Genomic DNA, 22,010 nt, shown 5'->3' with positions numbered 1-22,010 from the left:
GTAAATTTGTTGCCTAATTCATACGTTATGAGCTATTTTGATACATTTGTTTTACTTAGCCTGCTTGAAGACATATTCGGCAGTCTTAAAGATTTAGCCACCTCTCCTGATACCGCCAAGTGGTTTTGGGGTATCGCTATTGCTCTTATTGTTATTCTGTCTCTCGCGTTACTAATTGTGTCGATCATATAATTATGGATAATATTAGGTGACTTTGCTGAACAACTGGCAAGATATGAGCAGGAGTGTTATGAAAGTAAAAACTGCGCCGCATCTTCAGCGCAACAAAAAACATCAGTCATTAACACACACTCTCTCAAAAATCCAGGTCATATAAATTTAAACAGTATCTAAAACTTCAATTAAAATTTGTTAGTCACTGCAAAAATTTGTATTTTTGCAGTGACTTTGTTAAACCTCTCCCTGGAATTTTCCGTTTTATGGGCTATGTATGTGGATATTTTTTGACAATAGATCTTTATTTTAGGCTTAGAACGCACACAATAGGATCTGTTTTTATCACTTCAGGCTGTTAGTTGACTGAAAAAAACGGGCTTGCAGGTTGCCGGATTCATACATTTTTATATGCCAATCTTTTTTAGACACTTTTAATAATATGTACCACAAATCATTTTCACGACTGTCGTTGACGGCTGTCGCAGTGGCATGTCTGCCATTGGCTGCGTGTGTCGACGATAATTACGACCTTTCGGATATCGACACAACTGCCGAGATCAAGGTGAACAATCTTGTCGTTCCGGTTAATCTTGATGAAATAACCCTTTCGAATGTCTTTGATCTTGACGAGGGCAGTGTAGTCAAGGATGTCAACGGCATCTATGCAGTGCTTGTCGATGGCGAGTTCAAATCGGAAGAACTTAAAGTAAACGCTGTTTCACTGGCGCGCCCGACCATTCCGGCTACCTCTACCACAATCTCTCTTGTCAGCGGAAGCGGCGGAGTTGAAGTCCCTCCGCTTAACATCGGTGAGCAGAGTTTTACTTATGAAATCGACGGGTTCAACACTTCGTTCACATACCAGACAGCCACAGTTGACAAGAGCATCCGTAAGCTTTCGAAGATTGCCGTAGACTGGACCATAAACATCCGTCTTACAGTGCTCAACAACGGCAATGTATTTAAATCAGTAGCATTCCGCAATGTCAGCTTGAAATTGCCCGCCGGTCTCCACACTCCGGACTATGCTTCACAGAATGGCGTCATCACTCTTCCTGACATCAATCTGAGTGCCGGCCATATGACTTATGATGTCGCTATACGTGTGGATGAGGTTGATTTCACTCGTCTCACTTCGCAGGAGTTCTCATTTATCACAGATCCGAATGGAGAGAAGCCCGGCACACTTAAAATCAACGGTAACATCGGCGTCGAGAGCGGTTATGTCCTCGTTGTGACCAACAGCAATGTAACATCTGTTCCCACCCAGACATCTCTGACCCTGGCACCTGTCGGCTCCGATATTCTTGTCAAAGCTGTTGACGGTACCATCCGCTACGGCATCAGTGACTTCAACATTGATCCTGTCCGGCTGAACGATCTTCCTGATCTGCTGCGTCAGGAGGGAACCAACATCACAATGACCAACCCTCAGCTCTATCTTTCGATCAACAATCCTCTTGCCGATTACAGCCTTGACGCGAACAGCGGTCTGACTCTCACCGCCTGCCGTGACAACGGTAGCCGCGATCAGTTCTCGCTTGATGCCGGCCAGTCGATAAAGATAGGCTACAACGCCGGTATTGTCGGCCCCTATAAATTCTGTCTTGCTCCTGACCCCTCGGCAGCAGGTGACTTCGCAGGATTTGAAAACGCCACTCCTGTGCTTTATCATGGCCTCAGCAATGTGCTCAGCGGCAACGGACTTCCTTCGACAATCGAAGTGTCCTTCGATGATCCACATGTAGGTCCCGGTGCTGTGACCGGTTTCGCCGTACCCCAGACGCTTCAGCGACTTGAAGGCGAATATCATTTCTATGCCCCGCTCAATCTTGGCGTAGGTTCGGAGATCGTCTATGACGAGGTTACCGACGGCTGGAGCGACGAAACTCTTGAAAAGGTTACAATCCAAAAGCTCAAACTGAATGCTTCCGTGACCAACTCTCTGCCTTTTGATATCGTTCTTTCAGGCTATCCGGTGGATGAAGCCGGCAACCAGTGCAAGGATATCAAGACCGGAACACCTGTAAGTTTCGGCAGTGTTACAGTCAAGGCCGGCGAGACAATGCCTATGGTTCTCGAAAGCACCGGCACAATCACCCGCCTCGACGGTGTGCGCTACTTTGCGACAGCTACCGTGACCAAGGCCGATGTCACTCTCCGTCCGGATGCAACCATCAAGCTTGCCGGTATCAAGGCGACAGTTTCAGGCTTCTATATTGATGAACTTTAACCCGACCATACCCTTAAAACACAGTAAAAAATGATACACAATATAAAATCTTTAGCCGGATGGGGGATGGCTGCGGTTATTGCCCTTCTTCCCGCAAGTGTCGCAGCCCAGAATCTTCAGTCGGGCTACTTTGACGACAATTATCTCTATCGTTTCCAGTCCAACCCCGCTTTTGGCAATGAAGGTCACGGATTCGTGGCTATGCCCGGACTCGGCAACCTGAACCTAACCACCAACGGAACAATCGGTGTCAACCACATATTATATAATGTCAACGGCAAGACAACGACATTCCTTAACCCCGAAGTCAGTGCCTCGAAGGTGCTCGACGGTCTGAAGGACAAGAGCCGTCTGGGTGTCAACCTGCGTGAGACAGCGCTCGCTTTCGGTTTCAAAGGTTTTGGCGGCTACAACACAGTGAGCGTAAGCGCCCGTGCCGATGTCGGCATCGCTCTTCCGAAAGACATTTTCCGCCTGGCAAAGCAGGGTGTGGAGAATTCGACATATGATCTTTCCGATCTCAACGTCCGCGGTGTCGCATGGGGTGAGATCGCTTTGGGCCATTCCCGCCAGATCAACAAGAACCTCCGTGTCGGAGCAACTCTGAAATTACTTGTCGGTGTAGGCTCTATTGAGACCAACATCAATTCCGCCAAACTTCAGTTGCGTGAGGATACCTGGGTGGCCGATGTCGATGCCGAGATCCAGGGAAGTCTCAAGAATCTCAAATACAAGACCGAGTACAATGAAAACACCAAGCGCGACTATGTCAACGGTGTGGAAGTGGAAGATTTTTCTCCCATCAGCGGCTATGGTATGGCTGTTGACCTCGGTGCTGTTTATAAACTCAATGATGATTGGGAATTCTCTGCATCGGTGCTTGACCTCGGTTTCATTTCATGGGACAACAACCATGTCGCATCAACCAACGGCAAGCAGCAGGTAGTTACTGATGACTACTCTTTCAATGTGGACAACAACGACACATGGGATAAGTTCAAGGACAATCTTTCGATGCTCTACCAGCTCGAAGACCTCGGCGATACCGGTAGCCGCACTTCCGGCATCGGCGCTACCGTAAACCTCGGCGCTCAGTACACCCTTCCGGTCTATCGTCGTGCGAAATTCGGTTTCCTCAACACCACCCGTGTCAACGGTCCTTTTACCTGGACTGATTTCCGCCTGTCGGCAAACGTGGAGCCTGTCAAGTTTTTCTCGGCCGGAGTCAACTTCGGCGTGGGTACCTTCGGCCCGTCGTTCGGCTGGATCGTCAACCTCAAGACATCCGGATTCAATCTTTTCGTAGCATCTGACCACACTCCAGGCAAGACCGCCAAGCAGGGTGTGCCCCTCAACTCCAATACCAACGTAAATCTCGGTATCAACATCCCGTTCTGATCTGACGGCGTTTTTTTACAGAACTGACAGTCAGCCCCGGATATCCCGACAGATATCCGGGGCTGATATTTTTATCCGCTTGTGGACCTGAGGTGTGATTGTTGCTACATTGGTTCACGAGGTATTAAAACGCCATCGGGACAGATGAAAAAATTACTGCCGCTTGGCGGATCCGATTTGCTTTTTATCTGCACGTTTAGTAATTTTGCAAAATTTCAATAGCCAATTCTTAAGAGGGCGTTTTTTAGCCTGAAAGTAAAATCTGAGCGGAGTGTCTGACCGCCGCTCTTAAACAGAACAAATATTCAAAAAAATTCGACAGCAGTATGAAAGGTAAAATGTCGCCGATGATCATTCTGATCATAGTCCTGGCAGTTCTTTTGCTCATCGCCGTAGGTTTCGGAGTCACCCAGGTGGCATCCCTCAAATCGGAGGTCAACGAAGCCCGTCTTCAGAATGAGGAGCTTCAGCTCCAGAACGAGCAGCTTCAGCTCTCCAACGAGTTCGATATGCTCAATGCTGAATTCCAGCAGTATGAGGACCAGGCCCAGCGTCTGGCCAATGACACGATCCTTGCAAAATACACAGCGGCCAAGGCCAAGGTCGAGGAACTTATGAAGGAACTGAAGAGTGAGAAAGTCAAATCTCAGGCCCGTATCAATGAGCTTCAGAATGAGATCTCGACACTCAAGGGTCTCCTGCGCCATTATATCGCCCAGATTGATTCTCTGAACAAGGAAAACGCAGGTCTGCGTGCCGAAAATCAGGAAATCAAGGATCAGAACCAGCGCCTGTCATCGCAGGTGCAGGAAGTGACCCGCAGCAACGAGACCCTCAGCGAGCGCATGACTCTTGCCGAGAAACTCAATGTTACCGGTGTCACTCTGACAGCGTTGAAGAAAAACGGAAAGGTAGAGAAGAACGTGACCAAGGCAAAACAGCTGATGGTGACATTCACCATTCCTCAGAACAATTCTACTCCTGTCGGCGAAAAGGTGATCTATCTCCGCATCGTCAACCCTGAAGGTCAGTTGCTCGGCGGCGCAGGTTCATTCCCGTTTGAGGGCCGCTCGGTTCCGTCGACCGCCCGCAAGAGCATCGAATATGCCGGTGACGAGATTTCTGGAATCACCATCTATTGGGACGTGAACACCACCCTCACCCCCGGCGACTATACCGTTGAGCTTTTCACCGACGGCTATCGCCTGTGCTCGCGCCACTACACGCTGAAAAAATAGCAGCACGCGTTTAGAGGTTGTTGTTGACCCTCATAATCTTTTCCCTCAAACCCTCTCCAAGACAGATGGAACACTTATGGCAATCAATAAATAATGTGGAGCTGACACCGCTGACGGCAATTCTCCGTATAGTGGTCAGCCTCCTGTTCGGCAGTCTGATCGGCATCGAGCGCAAGCGCAAGGGTCAGATGGCCGGAGTGCGCACCTTTTCGCTGATCTCGATGGGAGCCTGCATTGCCATGATGCTTTCAATCTATGTCTGTCAGGAAACAGTCGGACTGCTGCGCGGCGATCCAAGCCGTATTGCCGCGCAGGTCCTGTCCGGGATCGGTTTTCTCGGCGCCGGTACAATCATTCAGATGAAAGGCTCTGTCCGCGGACTGACAACTGCCGCCGGAATATGGATCATTGCTACCATCGGCATGGCCGTCGGCTGCGGTCTGTATCTGATCGCCTTTGTAGCCACTTTGCTGGTCCTTTTCGTGCTCACGATTCTCGAACAGATCGAACACCGCGTGAACGTAGGCAATGAAGCCCGGACGATCAGGCTGAAAGTCAAAGGCATCGTGAAATCCATCGAGCCTTATCGCGATGTGCTTGCCAGTTATAACATCCATCTTTCGCGCGTCTATGTCGAATATGATTACGAAGACTCGACCACACGCCTCAATCTGCTGATCCTTATCCGCGAACATTCTGACTTCATCGAGGTTTTCTCGGCTCTCCATGATCTGCATCCGACGATCTCCATATCCCTTTCCAATCAGGCCGATCTGAGCTGATTGAAAAGGAAATCCTAAAAACGTCATTCCGACTCTTACGCATGTTACTGAATCTGATTCTCGCCAATGCAACCCAGGTTGCCGAGGCATTCAATGTCGAAGGCCTGATCCGGGATCTGGCTTTCATTCTTATTCTCGGAGCGGTGACAACCCTCCTTTTCAAGTGGATGAAACAGCCGGTGGTTCTCGGCTACATTGTGGCCGGGTTTCTTGCCAGTCCGAATTTTGAATATCTTCCGTCCGTAACGACCGAAGACAACATTGAGTTCTGGGCGCAGCTGGGTATCGTTGTCCTGCTTTTCTCCCTCGGCCTTGAGTTCAGTTTCAAAAAACTGGTCAATGCCGGAGGTTCTGCCGTGGTGACGGCGCTATTCATTGTCTGCGGCATGATGGGAGCCGGTTTTGCCGCCGGCCACATGCTTGGCTTTTCAAATATCAACAGTCTCTTCCTCGGCGGTATGCTGTCGATGTCATCGACCACCATTATAATAAAGGCTTTTACCGATCTCAACCTGCGCCACAGGAAGTTTGCTTCCCTGGTGTTTGCCGTGCTGATCGTCGAAGACCTTTTCGCTGTGTTGATGATGGTCGTGCTGTCGTCGATCGCCATCAACAACAGTGTCGAGGGAGGGGAGATGCTTTACAGTGTCAGCAAACTTGCCTTCTTCCTGATCATCTGGTTTGTGGTCGGAGTGTTTGTCCTGCCGTCATTGCTCAACTCTCAGCGCCGCTTCCTGAATTCGGAGACATTGCTCATAATTTCTATGGGGCTTTGCCTCGGCATGGCAGTCTTTTCCGTAGCCTGCGGCTTCTCCTTGGCGCTCGGCGCTTTTGTGATGGGATCTATTCTGGCCGGAACGAGTTTTGCAGAGCGCATCGAGCGTGTCACCCTTCCGGTCAAAGATCTCTTTGGCTCGATATTCTTTATTTCAGTCGGCATGATGGTCGATCCGGCTATCATCGCGCAGTACTGGCTGCCGATTCTCATTCTTTCGGCGGTCGTTGTCTGCGGAATGATCTTTTTCGGAACCACGGGAATGCTGCTCACGGGCCAGACATTGCGTGTGGCCATCGAGTCGGGCTTCTCGCTCACTCAGATCGGTGAATTTGCATTCATCATCGCATCGCTCGGCATGTCGCTCGGTGTCCTTGACGCGCAGATCTATCCGATTGTGGTTGCCGTCTCTGTGGTCACAACATTTACCACGCCTTATTTCATCCGGATGGCTGGTCCGACGGCCGGTTTCGTCGAGTCGCACCTTCCGCGCAGACTGCAATTCCTGATAAACCGCTACACCGAGGAGGCGACAACATCCGCAAGCGCAACCCGTCAGCTATGGCAGTCGCTTTTCAAGCGCTATCTCTGGAGAGTTGTGCTCTATTCGATTGTCCTGATCGCTCTCTCGCTCATCTCGCTGGACTATATCCTGCCGACCTTTGTCGGAATCTTCCCTGACTGGGGCCGTCTGCTTGCAACCGTAGTCTCGCTGCTGATCATGTCGCCCTTCCTGCTTGCCATGACCTATCCGGCCTCGAAAAAGACCGAACGCGAACGTCTGATTGCGGCCAACGCGCGTTATGACGTGCCTTTGATCGTCATGACAATCGTGCGTCTGCTCATCGCTATGATCATCCTTGTCTACCTGCTTAGCTCGATCTATTCGATGAAAGTCGGATGGACAATCGGGGTGGGGCTGTTCTTCATCCTTGTCCTTTCGTTCTCGAAATCGGCCCACAGGCGCATGATCCGCATCGAATCGCGTTTTATCGATAATCTCAACGAGCGTGAACTGCGGCGCAGCGGCGCGAAAAACCGTCTTGTGCCGAATATGCACCTGGCCTATATGACTGTCGGCTACAAATGTCCCTTTGTTGGCGAGCAGCTTAAAAATTCAGGTCTTAGAAACCGGTTCGGAGTCTCGGTCTCTTCAATCCAGCGCGGCGGTGATTTCATAATGGTCCCCGGTGCAGAAGAGCGGGTGTTTCCGGGCGATGTCCTTGGAGTGATCGGCACTGACGAGGAGATCCAGCGGCTTCTGCCGGTTGTCGAAGCTGCTGACGATGAAGCGCCTGCCGCATCGGCTGACGATATAAAACTCACCGGAGTGCGTCTCAAATCCACATCTCCGCTGATCGGCAAGACCATTGTCAGCTCAAACTTCCGTAACGTCTGGGAATCGCTGCTCGTTGCCGTGCAGCGTGGCGACGAGTATTTTCAGCCCGATCCCTCGATCGTGTTTGCTGAAGGAGACACCATCTGGGCGGTCGGATCCGTCAGACGTCTGGCCGAGATTGAGGGCTGAGTAGTCACCTAAATTTGCAAACTCGATGAAAACATTGTAACTTAGAGGCGAGAAACGATTACCGGCGCAAAATAATAGCTTGTCTTGTGAACCATCTTGCGTTGCGTTTGTTTAAAAAGTGTAAATCGAAATATAACCCCTCAAATTAAATAAACAGAAAAATGAAAGCATTAAACATTGTTCTCTCAGTTATCGGCGGTGCTGTCGCAGGCGCTACTGTTGGTCTCCTCCTCGCTCCTGAAAAGGGTGAAAAGACTCGTCGCAATATCGTCAAGTATCTTGAAAGCAAGGGCATAAAGCTCCAGAAGAGCAAGCTTGAGGAACTGGCTGACGAAATCGCCGAGGAAATTGAGAAATAATCATTCCCAGTAAAAACACCGTTAACACCCCAACCAAAGAATTATGTCAAATCTGTCATTGCTCTATGCATTTATCGGCGGCGCGATTGTAGGCGCCGGAGCGGCTGTGCTTTTTGCTCCTGAAAAGGGAGAAGATATCCGTGCACGTATCGCAGACCTTCTTCGCAAAAAAGGCATCATTTGCTCTGAAAATGAGATTGATGCTCTTGTCGAGCAGCTCACAACCGAGATCGACGACTGATCAGTTTCGTTGCCGCGACATAATGCCGGCATAAAAATACACGTGGCTTCACCCGCCCCGCGCTTCCCGCTGAGAGATATTCCGCGGGGCGGTGAGGAACGTGAATTCATCACCTCATTAAATTGTGTGGATTTCCGCGCATTTCATCCGATATGCCTGACAAACAGAACCAATTCAGCACCATCTGGGCCGAACTGCGGTCGGCGCTGAAATTAAATATCGATTATGCCAAGCTGACGGCGGCTGAAAAGCTCACGATGCTTCTCACGATGCTGTCATTCTCGCTGTTGGCTTTTGTGCTGACTTCGCTTATCATGTTTTTCCTCTCTCTTGCCGTTGTGCGCTGCATAGCGACCGGAGTGGGCATGATCTGGGCCTACTTTATAATGTGTGGCTTCTATGTGCTTTTGTTCGCTCTGGCATTCGCATTCAGAAAGCAGCTGATCATCAATCCGATCGCCCGCTTTGTCTCACGCTTATTTTTCAATCCCTGATATTCCTCCCGATCCATTATGAGCACTACAAAAGAACTACCTCACGAAAAACCCGAATGGACGGGCTATACTCTTGACGAACTCCGCTACATGCGGGCCTATACAGCCGCCCGCATCGAGATCAGCCGTGACCGCCTGAAACGCAACTTCACCGGTCTGAAAAAAGCTAACCCCGTAAAGTCAGGAGGGATGATAGGGAAGGTGCTTGGCACACTCAGTTATCTTGACATTGCCCTTGTGACATTCCGTATCGGAAGCAAGGCTTTCAAGATGATGCGTTGGCTGCGTCGTAAATAACACATTGTCAAAACTATAAATATTAAAAATAGCACTCGGAAGTGAACGATTACATAGAACTGCGTCTCGACGCCACACCGTGCGACGAGATCCGTACTGACATTCTCGCAGCCCTGCTTGCCCAAGCAGGGTTTGAAAGTTTTGTGCCGGATGAGACCGGCCTGACTGCATATATAAAGTCTGAGCTGTTTGACCGTGAGGCGGTTGACGGACTTTTGGCCGATTTCCCGATGGAAACAGACTTTGCCGTTTCTCAGAAACTCGTTGAAGGCCAGGACTGGAACAAGGAATGGGAAAAGAACTATTTCCAGCCGATTGTGATTGATGACCAGTGTGTCATCCACAGCTCGTTCCACAAAGATATTCCCGAATGTCGCTACGACATCGTCATAGATCCGAAGATGGCGTTCGGAACGGGCCATCACGCCACCACCTCGCTTGTCATCCGCCAGTTGCTTGCAATGAATCTCCAGGGGCTTAACGTGGTTGACATGGGCACAGGCACAGGAATCCTTGCCATTCTTGCTACCATGCGTGGCGCGCGCAGGGTGGATGCCGTAGAGATTGACGAGTTCGCCTATACAAACGCTGTCGAAAACATGCGCCTGAATTCTACGGAAACTGTCGAACTTCACCTTGGCGACGCTGCGGAACTTGAACCGATAAAGGATGTCAATCTCTTCATCGCCAATATCAACCGCAATATCATTACAGCCGACATCGCAGCCTATGCGGCTACGCTTGCTCCCGGTGCCACGATGCTTCTGAGCGGTTTCTATGAAGAAGACATTCCGGTCATCATGGCCGCTGCCGAACCCCTCGGCCTCACCTACAAATCCCACACAGTACTAAACCGCTGGTGCTGCCTGAAACTTTGCATATTCTGAGTCGATCATTAACCAATCATTAACTGCTGAAGTCTATTTAATTAATAATTTGAACAACTTCTGAATAGAATCTTTCCTGTTCGGAAGTTGTTTAGATATATGTCTTTGCTATGTCGACATTCTACAATACCAAATACTTAAAAATCGTTGCTATCGCTATAATCCTTGTTTTGACCGGAGTGGATTTATATTTCCGTTGTATTAACTACATTCCTATATGGGATGATTTGGCATATGAATATCCGCTTGGAGAACATTATATCAGTTCTCCTGATAATGACTATTCAAAAAAATTGGATTCTTTGTCAGATGTTTTCACGTCTCAGATCAATCACTATAATTATACAAATGGGCGTTCAATTGTTCATACAATATTGCAGATATTTGCACTTTATGGTACATATAAATGGTATCATTTATTTGCGCCGTTATTGTTGATTGTGACACTTGTCTTGTTTGTATGCTATGCAACACCCGGATTAAGAAAAAAGCCTTTGATATGGTTGCTTGCATCATTCACATGGTTGTATCTTTTTCCACCGACAGGGCCTTATTATCGTCCGATGTTTGGTCTGAACTATTTGTATCCGATGGCATTGGTTTTGGGCTATTTGTTGATATGGAGGCATTTAAGGGAGATAATAGATAAAAAGCAATCCATTCTGTATATAATAGGTCTGCCTATATATGGATTTATAGTAGGATGGTCACATGAAAGTTTTTCGATACCTTTGTCGGGTATTACATTTTTTTACTGCATAGCGAATTATAAGAAGATTGGTGTTAGTCAAAAACTATTATTTTTTTCATTATGGATCGGGACATTTATATTATTCATAGCTCCAGGTAATTTTTGCAGAGTCTCAGGGATGGGAGTTTCATTCATTACGAATATCTGCATTGGAATGTTGATGTTTTTGTCTATTAAGATTTTTTGGCTACTTCTATTGTTGGTTGTTGTGATGGTGATATTTGGAAAATACAGCATCAGGCAATTGATTAATGCAGAAGGTTGGGATCTGGGACTTTGGGCATTGACTGTTGTTTTTGGATTGATTGCTCATAGCGGATCTTGGAGCTATAACGGAATTGAGTTTATATCTGCCATATTGATCTTTAAATTAATAAATCTGTGGTCTAAAAAAGTAAAATTCCAAAGTAATTGCCAACTTGGACTGACCGTGGGACTATTTTTCGTTATGGTTGTCCATCAGGTTGCAATTATCAGGGCTCATAATTGCATCTATCAGTCTCAATTACGTATGATTGATGATTATCGCAATTCAATGGATGGAATAGTTAAGCGGTCAGAGCCATTGTTATCACCTGTTGTAGTTCCGTTTGTAGACAGATGGGATAGGAGTGCATCAACAATATGGTGGACATTGAAGCTGGAATATGGCCGTGATAAAGACGTTCCTTTTATAGCGTTGAATGAACGTGATTGGGAGGTGCTGAAAAATCCTGAAACATTCTTTATACCTGAAAATAAAGTGCCAGGCAATTCTCCTTTTTATGAAGGTGATGAATACTATTGGGCCTTGGCTGATGAGGTTCCCGCTAATAAGCGATACAGTGTAAATCTCAAACCTGTAAAATTGGAGGAATGTCCTTATCTCTTGATTAAACTAAAGAAAATTTTCACTCCGAATTCATTTTGGACCACAGATTTCATCATGTCTGATTCAATGAAGTCAGTATCTAAACTTCATCCGGACATTAAAATGATACCTAAGACATCGTGGCGCTCTGTTGAATCCATAACAGGAAACGAATGATGGTGACGCCATCATTCGTTTCCTGGCTGGTGGTTGCGCTTTCCTTGGGAGTAATCCATAATGATATATGACGGTCGATTTTTCGTTTCATTGAAAATACGGCCGATATACTCTCCGATGATACCAATGGTCAGCAACTGACACCCTCCGAGGATCAGTATGACACAAAGAAGTGTGGGATAACCTTGAACAGGTTCGCCATAGAATAGCGTTTTGGCAATTACAACAATAAGATATATAAAAGCAATTGCCGATACCGCAACGCCGATCACGGATGCGATACGCAATGGAGAAATCGTGAAACCCGTTATTCCGTCAATCGCCAATCCAAGCAGATTGCTGAATCGGAATGAAGAGACTCCGTTTTCCCTGTCGTTAGTCTCATATTCGACAGGACATTTTTTGAAGCCGATCCAGCAGAATAGTCCTTTGGTGTAACGTTGTGTCTCGCGCAGATTTTTCATTGCATCAAGACATTTTCGATCCAAAAGTCTGAAATCGCCTACATTGGGGAGAATGTTTATTTTAGTATTTTTTTGAAGTAAGGAGTAATAAAGCAGTGATAACTTTTTCCTAAGCCATGATTCTTTTCCGCGAGACAGACGTTTACCATACACATCGTCATAACCTTTTTCCCATTCAGCAATCATTTTAGGAATGGCTGATACGGGATGTTGCAAATCAGCATCCATTATAATCAAGGCATCTCCTTGAGCGTGGTCTATTCCTGCTGCCATAGCAGATTCCTTGCCGAAATTCCGGGAAAGATTTATATAGCTTATTCTTCGGTCGGCATTCTGCATCTCTTTAAGGATTTCAGCCGTATTGTCGGAACTTCCGTCGTTGACAATCAGAAATTCCCAGCGATACTTAGAAATCTTATTGGCCATCTCACTAAGAGCATTGTGCAGTTTCGGCAGTGAGGCCGCTTCATTATAGGCGGGAACAAGGATTGTGATCAGTTTGGACGATTCCATGAGGATATTTGCAATTAGATGTGTCTATTAGGTTAGAATATGCGGCAACAAAATTACGGTTAAATTTTTTTGATTGAGGAATTAATGTGAATTTTTTTGATTGAGTTAGGTATTTTTGGCGGAAATTAAGTAATTTTGCACTTTCAAACGAAAAATGCGGCGGGTTTGGTTTGTATTTCCGTCGGTCTTTTTCTCTCCTTCAGGTTTCCAATGCAGAAAATCGACACTGAGATGTGTCGGAATAACAATATATAGTAACTAAGGAAGTTTTTTGATGAATTTTGCAGCTTCTCTTGATTTCAAGCCGAAATTGGTTTCGACTTTGAAAGATTATTCCTTTGACAAGTTTAAAAATGACCTTGTGGCCGGCATCGTGGTCGGCATTGTAGCCCTCCCGCTTGCGATCGCCTTCGGTATTGCCAGTGGCGTCAGCCCGACAGTGGGTCTTATCACGGCGATTATCGGCGGTTTCATCGTATCTGCCGCCGGCGGCTGCACGGTGCAGATCGGCGGCCCGACAGGTGCATTCATTGTCATCGTCTACAATATAATAGCCAACTTCGGCCTTGAGGGTCTGGCAGTGGCCACTCTGATGGCCGGCCTGATACTTGTGGCTCTCGGCTTTTTCCGCCTTGGAACCGTCATCAAGTTCATCCCTTATCCGATCGTCGTCGGTTTCACAGCAGGTATCGCCCTCACGATTTTCTCGACCCAGATCAATGACTTCTTCGGTCTCGGACTCAAGAATGTGCCGAGTGAGTTCATCCCCAAGTGGGGTATGTATCTTTCAAACTTCGGCAACATCGACTGGATCACACTCGGAGTTGGTCTCGCAGCACTGGCAATCATCATTGTCACTCCGAAAATCTCCCGCCGTCTGCCCGGAGCGCTGATCGCGATTATTCTGGTCACTCTGGTCGTTTCGTTGGTACCCGGACTCCATGTCGAGACCATCGGTGACCGCTTCGGCTCACTCTCGACAGACATTCCCGAACCTCACGGCTTCGAACTGAGCATGGCTACCATCAACCGTCTGCTCCCGTCGGCATTCACAATCGCCATTCTCGGCGCCATCGAGTCGCTGCTTTCGGCCACAGTGGCCGACGGTGTGACCGGAACCCGTACCAACAGCAACACCGAACTTATCGGCCAGGGCATGGCAAACATCATCGTGCCTTTCTTCGGCGGCATTCCTGTCACCGGCGCCATCGCCCGCACAATGACCAACATCACAAACGGCGGACGCACTCCGGTTGCCGGCGTGGTCCATGCGATTGTCCTCTTCCTGATCTTCCTGTTCCTGATGCCGCTGATCAACATGATCCCGATGGCCTGCCTTGCCGCTGTCCTTATCATGGTCAGCTACAACATGAGCGGATGGCGCACGATCCGCGCGATTTTCCACAATCCGAAGAGCGACATCTCCGTGCTTGCGCTCACATTCCTTCTCACTGTCATCTTCGACCTCACGATAGCAATCGAGATGGGTCTTCTTCTCGCCATCATCCTCTTCCTCCGCCGTGTGATGGAAAATACCGAGATCAAGGTCTACTCCGAGCATCTTGATATTGCCGAAGGTTCTGAAACCACAATCCACGAGATGCTCAATGTCAATCCCGGTGTAGAGGTCTACGAGATCGACGGCCCGTTCTTCTTCGGTGTCGCTACTAAGTTTGACGAGCTGATGCGCACCACTCTCGGCCAGAAACCGAAAGTGCGCATAATCCGTATGCGCAAGGTGCCGTTCATTGATTCAACCGGCATCCACAACCTCGAAGTCCTCATCAAGTCATCGCAGGAGGAAAACATCCAGGTGGTGCTTTCAGGCGTGCGCGAGAATGTCCGCACTGCGCTTGTCAATGCAGGCATCAACAGTCTCCTCGGCGACGACCACATCTGCGACCACATCACAAAGGCTGTCGAGATGGCCAACAAACTCGCTCCGACCGGGTCTGTCACAGCCGCCACAGTCTGATTCCTCACACAGAATCAACAGATACACAGAAAAGCCTGAGACCGCAACCGGGGTCTCAGGCTTTTCTGTGCTTAGTAGGGACGCTTTTAAAAGTCCCTACCGGCAATTATGGCCTTTGCTGCCACTTCTTTATAGGGCATATCTTTCAAGATCTCCCAAAGAGATGTGTCCTTCGTAGATGGCCTTACCGGTGATCACTCTCCGCAGGCCGAGGCTGTCGAGGTGTTCGATGTCGGAGATTGAACTGATGCCGCCGGAGACGGTGAACACCACCTCAGGGAATGTCTGCTGCAATCCGGTGTACATCTCGAAAGCCGGGCCTTCGAGCATCCCGTCCTTTGAAATATCGGTGCAGATTGCCTGAGAGAGTCCGTCGGGGATGAAGCGGCGCAGGAGGTCTTCGATCGTGTCGGAAGTCTCTTCAAGCCATCCGCCGACGGCCACTCTGCCGTTTCTGACATCGGCTCCCAGTATCAGCCTGTCGCCGCCGTAGTTTTTGAGCCATTCGCCCATCAGCTGCGGCTCGCGGGCGGCGATGCTGCCGATGATGGCATAGGTGGCCCCGGCGTTGAAAGTGTCCTTGAGGGCCTGTGAGGTCTTTATTCCGCCTCCCCATTCTGCCGTCACTCCGTCGATGCGCGCAATCCGTTCAAGAGTCCGGAGATTGCGTGGCGAACTTGCCTTGGCGCCGTCAAGATCGACAACATGGATGCGCGTCAGGCCGTGATCGGCAAAACGCCTTGCCATATCTTCGGGCGATGCTTTGTAGTCCGTGCAGCGGTCATAGTCACCTTGTGAAAGTCTGACGCATTTTCCGTCAATTATGTCAATAGCGGGGATAACTTCGATCATCTCTCAGAGTCTTATTAGGTATGGGTTATAGTTTCAGAAAATTGGCAAGAATCAGCTCGCCGACATCGCCGCTCTTTTCGGGATGGAACTGAGTGCCGTAGAAATTCTCATATTTCAGAGCCGCGCTGAACAGCTTGTCGCCATAGCGGGTTGTCGCGATTGTGTCGGGGCAGAGGTCTGCGTAGTATGAATGTACATAATAGACATAACTACCGCGCTCCACTCCTTTGAGCAGTTTCGACTCCATGTTGTTGATGCGGTTCCAGCCGACGTGAGGCACTTTCAGCCCTTCCGTTTCCGGAAAACGCTTCACACGGGCATCGAAAATCCCCAGACAGTCAACGTCGCCTTCTTCCGAGTGGCGACACATCACCTGCATGCCGACACAGATGCCGAGCACCGGATGGCGCAGGTCGCGGATCACTTCACAGAGACCGCGGCGGCGCAGTCTGTCCATGGCTTCGGCATCGTAGCCGACTCCCGGAAGCAACACCCGCGAGGCCCGGCGGATCTCTTCCGGATCAGAGGTGAGTTTCCATTCGGCACCGAGGCGCGACAGTGCGTTCTCGACCGAACGCAGATTACCCATATCGTAGTCTATTATAGCTATCATAGGATTCCTTTGCTTGAGGGGAGGTTATAACTGAACACATCGCGTCTGATCGCCATCCGCAGCGCACGGGCGAAGGCTTTGAATACGCCCTCGATCAGATGGTGGTTGTTTTCGCCGCGGGCGCTGATGTGGAGGTTGCAGCGCATGGCTGAGCAGAGCGATTTGAAGAAGTGGCTGTACATTTCGGTCGGTGTGTCGCCGACATATTCACGGGTGAATTCCACATCCCAGACAAAATCGGCCCTCCCGCCGAAATCAATCAGCACCATAGCCCTGCACTCGTCCATAGGGAGCACGAAGCCGTAGCGGTCGATCCCTTTCTTTGATCCGAGAGCTTTGTCGATGGCCTGACCGAGCACAATGGCGATGTCTTCCATCGAATGGTGTTCGTCGACCTCAAGATCTCCTTTGCAGCGGAGGTCGAGCGAGATCCCGGCGTGGTGGGGGAGCTGCCACAGCATGTGGTCGAAAAATTTCAGTCCGCTGTCGATGGCCGACGGCAGATTTCCGTCAAGATCGAGGCTCAGGCTGATCCGTGTTTCGGAGGTGTTGCGGGTGATTGAGGCTGTCCGGTCGGCCGAGAGGATATGGCGGGCTATTTCATCCCAGCTCTCGCTGACGAGCATACAGCCCTCAGGCTTTTCAGCCGTGGCCGGTGGGGCTATCAGTATGCCGCGGGCGCCGAGATTGCGGGCCAGTTCGATGTCGGTCAGCCTGTCGCCGATCACGAAACTCGCGCCGAGGTCATAGTCTCCGCCGAGATAGGCGGTGAGCATTCCGGTGTGCGGTTTGCGGGTCGGTGCGTTGTCCTCAGGGAAAGAGCGGTCTATCAGAATGTCGTCGAATCTCACCCCTTCGCCTTCGAGGGTGGAGAGCATGCGGTTGTGGGCCGGCCAGAAAGTCTCTTCCGGAAACGACGCAGTGCCGAGACCGTCCTGATTGGAGACCATGACCAGCTCATAGCCGCGGTCGGTCAGCGAGCGCAGCCCTGAGATGGCTCCCGGAACAAATTCGAGTTTTTCGAGAGAGTCTATCTGTTCGTCGGCAGGTTCTTTTATTATAGTGCCGTCGCGGTCAATGAATATTGCTTTTTTTGACATGAGGGTTTGGTGATGATAATGTTGTTTGCCGGACATAGTCAATCGGGAGTCGGGTCTCAGAACTTTTCAAGAAGAGCCACCACGCGGGCGTTTTCTTCGGGAGTGCCTATGGTGAAGCGCAGACAATTTTCGCATCCTTTCACACGGTTGCGGTTTCTGACGATCACGCCGCGTGAAATCAGATAGTCATACATCGAGTCCGCGTCATCGACCTTCACCAACAGGAAATTGGCGTCAGACGGATAGACCTTTCGGACCTTCGGATGAGCGCCGAGCAGTTCGGCGAGCCGCGCGCGCTGTGTCTTTATCTCCTCGACCTGAGCCGAGATGTCAGTCTCTGAAATCCGTCTCAGCAGTTCTGCCTGAGTGGGACCGTTGACATTATAGGGATATTTCACCCTTCCGTAAAGCTCTGCGATTTCCGGGACGGCGAATGCCATTCCCATGCGCAGCGAGGCCATGCCCCAGGCTTTGGAGAAGGTCTGGAGCACAATCAGGTTGGGATGGGCGGCAATCTCGCTGATCAGCGACGGTTCTGACGAAAAGTCGATGTAGGCCTCGTCGACCACCACCATTCCATTGAAATTTTCGGCCAGGCGGATGATCTCATCCCTCCTGAAAGAGTTGGCGGTCGGATTGTTTGGCGAGCAGATCCACATCAGTTTGCTCTTGTCGTCAGCCGCGGCAAGCAGGCGGTCGACCGGCAGCGAATAGTCCTCGCCGAGCCTCACGGTGCGAAGCTCGATGTCATTGATGTCGGCGCTGACCGCATAGACCCCGTAGCTTGGGGCTATGGCTATCGCATTGTCGATGCCGGGGCGGCAGAAGATCCGGTAGGTCAGGTCGATTGCCTCGTCGCTTCCGGCACCACCTATAAATATATGGTCTGCGCCGATCCCCTTGAGCTTCGAAATCGCTTTTTTCAGCTCTTTCTGATGCGGATCGGGGTAGCGGTTGAGCCCGGAGGGGTAGGGGCTTTCGTTTGCGTCGAGCCAGACCGATATGTCGCCGCCCTTGAATTCGTCGCGGGCAGTGGAGTAAGGCTCTAAGGAGAGTATGTTGGGGCGCACAAGGCTCAGTGGATTCATGTGTTCGGAAGGGTTGTGTCGGGGTGGTGGAATACTATGGGTTTCAGCGTGGCCGCAGACTGTCATTGAATTTCAGTGCGCACGGCTACGGCGAGGGCATGTGCGTCAAGCCCTTCGGCTTCGGCCATGACCGTGATGGTCGGGGCGAGCAGTCCAAGCCCTTCGCGCGACAGTTCCTGATAGGTGATTTTCCTCATGAAGCTGTCGAGATTCACGCCGCTGTAAGCCCTTGCCCATGCCGAGGTCGGGAGGGTGTGGTTGGTCCCTGAGGCATAGTCTCCGGCGCTTTCGGGGGAGTAGTTGCCGATGAACACACTGCCTGCCGCACGTATGCGCCCGGCGATCTCCCAGGGGGAGTCCATCGAGATGATCAGGTGTTCCGGCGCATAGCTGTTGACGAAATCGACCATGTCATCTCTGTTGTCCATCACAATGAGACGGCTGTGGGCGAGCGATCCGGCCACGGATTCAGCGCGGCTGAGTTTTGCGGACAGACGGCTGATCTCCGCCTCGGTCTCGGATGCTGTTTTCCCGGAGGTGCAGACGAGGATCGCCTGGCTGTCCGGGCCGTGTTCGGCCTGAGAAAGCAGGTCGGCGGCTATGAATGTCGGGTTGGCGCTCTCGTCGGCCATCACAAGCACCTCGCTCGGACCTGCCGGCATGTCGATGGCCACTACTGCCGACAGCTGCTGTTTGGCTTTGGTGACAAAGCGGTTGCCGGGGCCGAAAATCTTGTCGACCCTCGGAATACTTTCGGTTCCTACGGCCATAGCGGCTATGGCCTGGGCGCCCCCGATGCGGTAGATTTTGTCGATTCCGCAGACCGAGGCCGCATAGAGGATCTCAGGCGCTATCGGATTGTTGCCGCTCTGGGGAGTGCAGAGGATGATCTTGCGGCAACCGGCGATTCTGGCCGGACAGGCGAGCATGAGCACAGTCGAGAATAAAGGTGCGCGTCCGCCGGGGATATAAAGTCCGACGCGGTCAATCGCCACAGGCCGCTGCACACAGCGCACTCCGGGGAGAGTCATCACGTCGACCTCCGCCGGATGCTGGGCCGAGTGGAATTTCGAGATGTTTTCTTTGGCCGTATTGATGGCGGCTTTGACACTGTCGGTCACCTTGGTGCATCCTTCGGCTATTTCGGCTTCCGAGACTTCGAAACTCCCGATGGCGGTGCGGTCAAACCTCAGGGCCATCTCGCGCAGAGCCTCGTCGCCGCGGGCTTTGACGTCGGCTATGATCTCGCCGACGGCCTTGTCGACCGCCGGATCGTCAGGAATGTTGCGCACTGTCAGCTGCGCCCACTCCGTGCGTGGAGGGTTGGTGTAGGTCTTCATAGAGGGGCGGGAGGTGTTTATTTGACAATGTTTTCCAGCACAAGGACCAGAATGTCCTCCGCTCCGATACCCTTGAGCTGTTCGATGCGTTCCCAAAGCTGCGATTCGGGGATCACTACATGGAGCGAGAGCCAGTCGGGATCGGCCAAATGGAGGATTGTCGGACTTTTCATGCCCGGAAGGATCTGCAATGCCGCCTCAAGCGACGATTTCGGCAGATTCATCAGCACATATTTCATGCCGCGGCTTTCGATGATCGAGCGGAAGCGGAAGCAGAGTTTGTCAAGCTCGGCCTGCTTGTCGGCGGGCAGACCGGGAGTTGAGATGAGCACGGCCTGCGAGTCAAGCACGGATTCAACCTCGACGAGGCCGTTCTGGATCAGTGTGCCTCCCGACGAGACGATGTCGAAAATCGCATCGGCCATGCCGATTGCGGGTGCGATCTCCACCGACCCGGTGATGGTGTGGATCTCGGCGCTGATTCCCTTCTCTTTGAGGAAACGTGAGAGTATGGCGGGATATGATGTCGCTATGCGGCGACCGTTGAACCATTCGAGGCCCTTGTAGTCGGCTTCGCGCGGCACGGCGAGGCTCAGACGGCAACCGCCGAAACCAAGCTGCATGACCTGATGGACTTCGGCGCCTTTTTCTTCGACTTCATTGAGTCCGACAATTCCGATATCGGCGGTTCCCATAGCTACTGCCTGCGGGATGTCATCATCACGGAGCAGAAGCAGATCAACGGGAAATCCTTTGGCATGAGCGATGAGAGAACGGCTGCCTACCGATGCCGAGATTCCCGCATCGGCAAGCAAAGCCATTGTTTTTTCGTTAAGGCGACCTTTGGCCTGAATGGCAATTCGTAACATAAATTAGGGTGTAACTTAGAAATTGATTTGCAAAGTTACGGTTTTTATTTTAAAATGCAATCAAAACAATCTTTTTGCTTATGAAATATTCTGCTCCGGTCCGGCGGTGGGCTGATTTGTCAGGCGCTTGCTGTGGATCTTGATTTGCATACATCAGAATAAGTTACTACCTTTGTCGACCTCCTCATACCATGACCAATGATTATCCTGAATGATGAACACAAATGGTGACAACAAGACAGCCCAGGTAATTGTATCTCTTACATCTTTCCCTGCTGCGATAGAATTTGTATTACCTACTGTCAGGTCAATACTTGCCGGGACAGTCCTTCCTGACAAAATTGTGCTTTATCTGACATATTCCCAGTTTGAGGACAGTGGAATCCCTCAGGAGTTGCTCGATCTTTCCCGCGAGAATCCTATTTTCGAGATTCGCAACTACGATAGCGAGATCCGGTCATACCGCAAGCTGATTCCGGCGCTGAAGGACTTCCCCGAAGCCGTCATTGTGACGATAGATGACGATACGGACTATCATCCCGACATGCTTGCAAGTCTTCTTCGTCTCCACCGTCAGTTCCCTGATCATGTCCTGGCCCATCGGGCAAAACGGATATTGCCTGACAAGCCTTACAAGAAGTGGCCCAAGCTGAGATGGTATCATTTTCTCAGCGGAAAGATCAAGATCAGCCCGGCGATAATTCAGACCGGAGTCGGGGGAGTGCTCTATCCGCCTCACTCTCTCAAGGAGGATATGCTTGATGAAAAACTCTTCAGGGAAATGGCCCCGACAACTGACGATATATGGTTTTGGGCGGCTGCTGTGGCAAATGGGAGGACTGTCATACCGGTGCCGTTCGGCCCGCACAACAAACCCAAAGGTCTTGGCAAACCGCGGGAACTTGCCTTGAAGACAGTCAATTTCAAGTCAGGCACAGATCGCAACGATTTAGCATTCAAGGCTATTATTGAAAAATATCCGGAAGTCAATCATCAATTTGAGAAATAA

At 50.5% G+C, this 22,010-nt stretch carries 20 protein-coding genes; 13 read left to right on the top strand and 7 right to left on the bottom strand.

The features are described 5' to 3' along the window. Positions 1-616 precede the first annotated feature (616 nt). From K2H17_RS01300 to K2H17_RS01250, 11 genes are all read left to right on the top strand, one after another. Positions 617-2,410, top strand: a complete 1,794-nt coding sequence (locus K2H17_RS01300) for a hypothetical protein (protein ID WP_300130469.1) — start codon at positions 617-619, stop codon at positions 2,408-2,410. Between the two features lie 30 nt (positions 2,411-2,440). Beyond that, positions 2,441-3,808, top strand: coding sequence for a DUF5723 family protein (locus K2H17_RS01295; RefSeq protein WP_300130467.1), 1,368 nt, complete (start codon positions 2,441-2,443; stop codon positions 3,806-3,808). Between the two features lie 326 nt (positions 3,809-4,134). Next, positions 4,135-5,046, top strand: coding sequence for a hypothetical protein (locus K2H17_RS01290; protein ID WP_300130465.1), 912 nt, complete (start codon positions 4,135-4,137; stop codon positions 5,044-5,046). Between the two features lie 65 nt (positions 5,047-5,111). Further along, the gene (locus tag K2H17_RS01285; RefSeq protein ID WP_300130463.1) at positions 5,112-5,828 is read left to right on the top strand and encodes an MgtC/SapB family protein; all 717 of its coding nucleotides are present in this window, start codon (positions 5,112-5,114) and stop codon (positions 5,826-5,828) included. Between the two features lie 41 nt (positions 5,829-5,869). Continuing rightward, positions 5,870-8,131 (top strand): cation:proton antiporter, encoded by a 2,262-nt coding sequence (locus K2H17_RS01280; protein ID WP_300130462.1) that lies wholly within the window; start codon positions 5,870-5,872, stop codon positions 8,129-8,131. 161 nt (positions 8,132-8,292) lie between these two features. After that, positions 8,293-8,490: a YtxH domain-containing protein gene (locus K2H17_RS01275; RefSeq protein ID WP_300130460.1), complete on the top strand. Its 198-nt coding sequence runs from the start codon at positions 8,293-8,295 to the stop codon at positions 8,488-8,490. 43 nt (positions 8,491-8,533) lie between these two features. Beyond that, a complete protein-coding gene (locus tag K2H17_RS01270; RefSeq protein ID WP_300130458.1) occupies positions 8,534-8,731 on the top strand; it encodes a YtxH domain-containing protein in 198 nt (65 codons plus the stop codon). A 152-nt stretch (positions 8,732-8,883) separates the two neighbouring features. After that, positions 8,884-9,225: a hypothetical protein gene (locus K2H17_RS01265; RefSeq protein ID WP_300130455.1), complete on the top strand. Its 342-nt coding sequence runs from the start codon at positions 8,884-8,886 to the stop codon at positions 9,223-9,225. Positions 9,226-9,243: 18 nt separating this feature from the next. Next, positions 9,244-9,522, top strand: coding sequence for a hypothetical protein (locus K2H17_RS01260; RefSeq protein ID WP_300130453.1), 279 nt, complete (start codon positions 9,244-9,246; stop codon positions 9,520-9,522). A gap of 41 nt (positions 9,523-9,563) precedes the next feature. Next, the gene (prmA, locus tag K2H17_RS01255) at positions 9,564-10,409 is read left to right on the top strand and encodes a 50S ribosomal protein L11 methyltransferase (RefSeq protein WP_300130451.1); all 846 of its coding nucleotides are present in this window, start codon (positions 9,564-9,566) and stop codon (positions 10,407-10,409) included. A 110-nt stretch (positions 10,410-10,519) separates the two neighbouring features. Then, the gene (locus tag K2H17_RS01250) at positions 10,520-12,187 is read left to right on the top strand and encodes a DUF6056 family protein (RefSeq protein WP_300130448.1); all 1,668 of its coding nucleotides are present in this window, start codon (positions 10,520-10,522) and stop codon (positions 12,185-12,187) included. An 11-nt stretch (positions 12,188-12,198) separates the two neighbouring features. Here the strand turns inward: K2H17_RS01250 and K2H17_RS01245 are convergent, their stop codons facing one another. After that, positions 12,199-13,164, bottom strand: coding sequence for a glycosyltransferase family 2 protein (locus tag K2H17_RS01245; protein WP_300130446.1), 966 nt, complete (start codon positions 13,162-13,164; stop codon positions 12,199-12,201). A 274-nt stretch (positions 13,165-13,438) separates the two neighbouring features. Here K2H17_RS01245 and sulP point away from each other — a divergent pair, with 274 nt between their 5' ends. After that, complete coding sequence (sulP, locus tag K2H17_RS01240) at positions 13,439-15,139, top strand: sulfate permease (protein ID WP_300130444.1); 1,701 nt, start codon at positions 13,439-13,441, stop codon at positions 15,137-15,139. A gap of 129 nt (positions 15,140-15,268) precedes the next feature. Here the strand turns inward: sulP and hisA are convergent, their stop codons facing one another. The 6 genes from hisA to hisG form a co-directional block, all read right to left on the bottom strand. Beyond that, the gene (hisA, locus tag K2H17_RS01235) at positions 15,269-15,991 is read right to left on the bottom strand and encodes a 1-(5-phosphoribosyl)-5-[(5-phosphoribosylamino)methylideneamino]imidazole-4-carboxamide isomerase (protein WP_300130442.1); all 723 of its coding nucleotides are present in this window, start codon (positions 15,989-15,991) and stop codon (positions 15,269-15,271) included. A 25-nt stretch (positions 15,992-16,016) separates the two neighbouring features. Next, positions 16,017-16,604 carry an imidazole glycerol phosphate synthase subunit HisH gene (hisH, locus tag K2H17_RS01230; RefSeq protein ID WP_300130440.1) on the bottom strand — a complete coding sequence of 196 codons (588 nt, stop codon included), beginning with the start codon at positions 16,602-16,604 and terminating at the stop codon, positions 16,017-16,019. Further along, positions 16,601-17,704, bottom strand: coding sequence for a bifunctional histidinol-phosphatase/imidazoleglycerol-phosphate dehydratase HisB (hisB, locus tag K2H17_RS01225; RefSeq protein WP_300130437.1), 1,104 nt, complete (start codon positions 17,702-17,704; stop codon positions 16,601-16,603). The genes hisH and hisB overlap by 4 nt, the downstream gene beginning before the upstream one ends. Positions 17,705-17,760: 56 nt before the next feature. Then, positions 17,761-18,792 (bottom strand): histidinol-phosphate transaminase, encoded by a 1,032-nt coding sequence (gene hisC / locus K2H17_RS01220; RefSeq protein WP_300130434.1) that lies wholly within the window; start codon positions 18,790-18,792, stop codon positions 17,761-17,763. A 62-nt stretch (positions 18,793-18,854) separates the two neighbouring features. Next, positions 18,855-20,132 carry a histidinol dehydrogenase gene (hisD, locus tag K2H17_RS01215; protein WP_300130432.1) on the bottom strand — a complete coding sequence of 426 codons (1,278 nt, stop codon included), beginning with the start codon at positions 20,130-20,132 and terminating at the stop codon, positions 18,855-18,857. A 17-nt stretch (positions 20,133-20,149) separates the two neighbouring features. Then, entirely contained in the window at positions 20,150-21,001 is an 852-nt protein-coding gene (gene hisG, locus K2H17_RS01210) for an ATP phosphoribosyltransferase (RefSeq protein ID WP_300130430.1), read from the bottom strand. A gap of 211 nt (positions 21,002-21,212) precedes the next feature. On the opposite strand from hisG, the gene K2H17_RS01205 reads away from it, so the two are divergent. Beyond that, on the top strand, positions 21,213-22,010 hold the full coding sequence (locus K2H17_RS01205) for a glycosyltransferase (RefSeq protein ID WP_300130427.1): 798 nt from the start codon (positions 21,213-21,215) through the stop codon (positions 22,008-22,010).

The organism is Duncaniella sp. (assembly GCF_029054785.1).
Taxonomy (GTDB): Bacteria; Bacteroidota; Bacteroidia; order Bacteroidales; family Muribaculaceae; genus Duncaniella.
This window is presented reverse-complemented; position numbering and strand designations above follow the sequence as displayed.